Origin of the sequence: Burkholderia sp. E168m15, assembly GCF_016586105.1 — a bacterium.
In the GTDB taxonomy this organism is placed as follows: Bacteria; Pseudomonadota; Gammaproteobacteria; order Burkholderiales; family Burkholderiaceae; genus Burkholderia; species Burkholderia orbicola.
In genome coordinates, this window is the sequence record NZ_BCPO01000038.1 from 1 (window position 1) to 2,072 (window position 2,072).

At 69.8% G+C, this 2,072-nt stretch carries 2 protein-coding genes; one reads left to right on the forward strand and one right to left on the reverse strand.

The genetic code is table 11. From position 1 onward, the window contains the following. Positions 1-67: 67 nt before the first annotated feature. Positions 68-688 carry an NAD(P)H:quinone oxidoreductase gene (gene wrbA / locus JMF86_RS06875; RefSeq protein WP_201316850.1) on the reverse strand — a complete coding sequence of 207 codons (621 nt, stop codon included), beginning with the start codon at positions 686-688 and terminating at the stop codon, positions 68-70. Between the two features lie 145 nt (positions 689-833). On the opposite strand from wrbA, the gene JMF86_RS06880 reads away from it, so the two are divergent. After that, on the forward strand, positions 834-2,072 hold a 1,239-nt coding region (locus JMF86_RS06880), incomplete at its 3' end, for a YihY family inner membrane protein (RefSeq protein ID WP_201316851.1).

The following is a 2,072-nucleotide window of genomic DNA, read 5'->3' on the forward strand; positions in this document are numbered from 1 at the left end:
ACGAGACACGCGGCGGCGGCCAGCGCGTAGCGCGGCCGGGCCGCGATGGCGGGGCGGGCGGGGGCGTTCATGCCGCCTCGGCGGCCTGGGCGCTGGCGAGGGCCGCGGCGGCGCGTGCGAGCCGTACGCCGAGCGCGGCCGCGAGCGCCTTCTCGTCCGCCGACAGCCCGACGGGCGCCGAGCGGTCGTGCTGCGCGACGTGCGACGCGCCGTACGGCGTGCCGCCGGTACGCGTCGTGCTCAGGGCGGATTCGGTGTACGGGATTCCGACGATCATCATCCCGTGATGCAGCAGCGGCAGCATCATCGACAGCAGCGTCGACTCCTGGCCGCCGTGCAGGCTGCCCGTCGACGTGAACACGCTCGCCGGCTTGCCGGTGAGCGCGCCCGACAGCCATTGCGGCGTCGTGCCGTCGAGGAAATACTTGAGCGACGCGGCCATGTTGCCGAAGCGGGTCGGCGAACCGAGCGCGAGGCCCGCGCATTCCTCGAGGTCGCGCAGTTCCGCGTAGGGCGGACCGTCGGCCGGGATGTCGGGGGCGGTGGCTTCGCAGACGGCCGACACGGGCGGCACGGTGCGGATGCGGGCCTGCATGCCCGGCACGCTGTCGATACCGTTCGCGATCGCGAGCGCGAGATCGCGCGTGGCGCCGTGACGGCTGTAATAGAGGACGAGGATGTCTTTCATGGACGACGGAGCCGCGTGCGGCCGCGCGCGTGCCCGGTGCAGTCGGCCCCTGCTGGAATCGAGCGGCTATTATAGGGGCTGAAGCCGTCGCGCTGCGCGGCGGCGGCGCGCCGTGACGCGCGCAGCATCGAGAAGGAGAAGCCGTTTGCCGAAGTTGAGCGTGGATCTCGTCACCATCAAGCGCCTCGCGCAGTTCGCGGCCCGGCGCAGCGCCGAGGATCGCATCCCGCAAGTGGCGGGCAGCCTGACCTTCACGACGCTGCTGGCGCTCGTGCCGCTCCTGACGGTCGCGTTCGCGCTGTTCACGGCGTTCCCGATGTTCGCGTCGTTCCAGATCTCGCTGCAGGGGTTCCTCGCGGATCACCTGATGCCCGCGCAGTTCAACATCCAGATCTTCAAGTACCTGAACCAGTTCGCGTCGAAGGCCAAGGGGCTGACCACGGCGGGCCTGATCGTGCTCGTCGTCACGTCGGTGATGACCATGATGACGATCGAATCGGCGTTCAACCTGATCTGGCGCGTACGCAAGCCGCGGCCGTTCGCGCAGCGCGTGCTCGCGTACTGGGCGCTGATCACGCTCGGGCCCTTGCTGTTCGGCGTGAGCCTGTCGATCTCGTCGTACCTGTTCACGCAGTCGCTCGCGTTCACCGGCGCGGGGCCGTCCACGTCGATGGTGGAGTGGCTGCTCGCGCTCGCATCGCTGCCGTTGACGGTGCTCGCGTTCACGCTGCTGTACGTGTACCTGCCGAACTGCACGGTCGCATGGCGCGACGCGGTGATCGGCGGGCTGTTCGCGGCCATCGCGTTCGAGCTCGCGAAGCGCGGCTTCGGCTACTACGTGCGGCGCATTCCGACCTATACGGCCGTGTACGGCGCGTTCGCGGCGCTGCCGGTGTTCCTGCTGTGGGTGTATTTGAGCTGGTTCATCGCGCTGCTGGGCGCGATGGTGGCGTCGGCGCTGCCGGCGATTCGCGTCGGCCAGTTCCACCGCATCCACTATCCGGGCAGCGACCTGCTCGACGCGCTCGAGCTGCTCGCGCGGCTCGCCGAAGCGCGTGCGGCCGGCAAGCGCGGCTACACGGCGCTGCGGCTCGCGACGATGCTGCGCTGCGACATGGAAACCGCGCAGCGGTTGCTGACGACGATGGAGGAGCGGGAATGGGTCGCGCGGCTCGACGGCGGCGGGGAGACCACGCCGCGCTATATCCTGCTCGCGAACCCGGAGCAGCTGACGCTCGCGCAACTGTTCGACGTGCTGGTGATCGATCGCACCGAGCTGACCTACCAACTCCAGCGGCGCCGCAGCCACGTCGACGGGGCTGCGCTGCTCGACGTGCTGTCGAACGACCGGTTCGACGTGACGCTCGCATCGCTGATCGCCGCG

What these genes read in the sequence shown, in the direction of transcription:
- wrbA (WP_201316850.1), bottom strand. Translation starts at nt 688, where the DNA reads ATGAAAGACATCCTCGTCCTCTATTACAGCCGTCACGGCGCCACGCGC.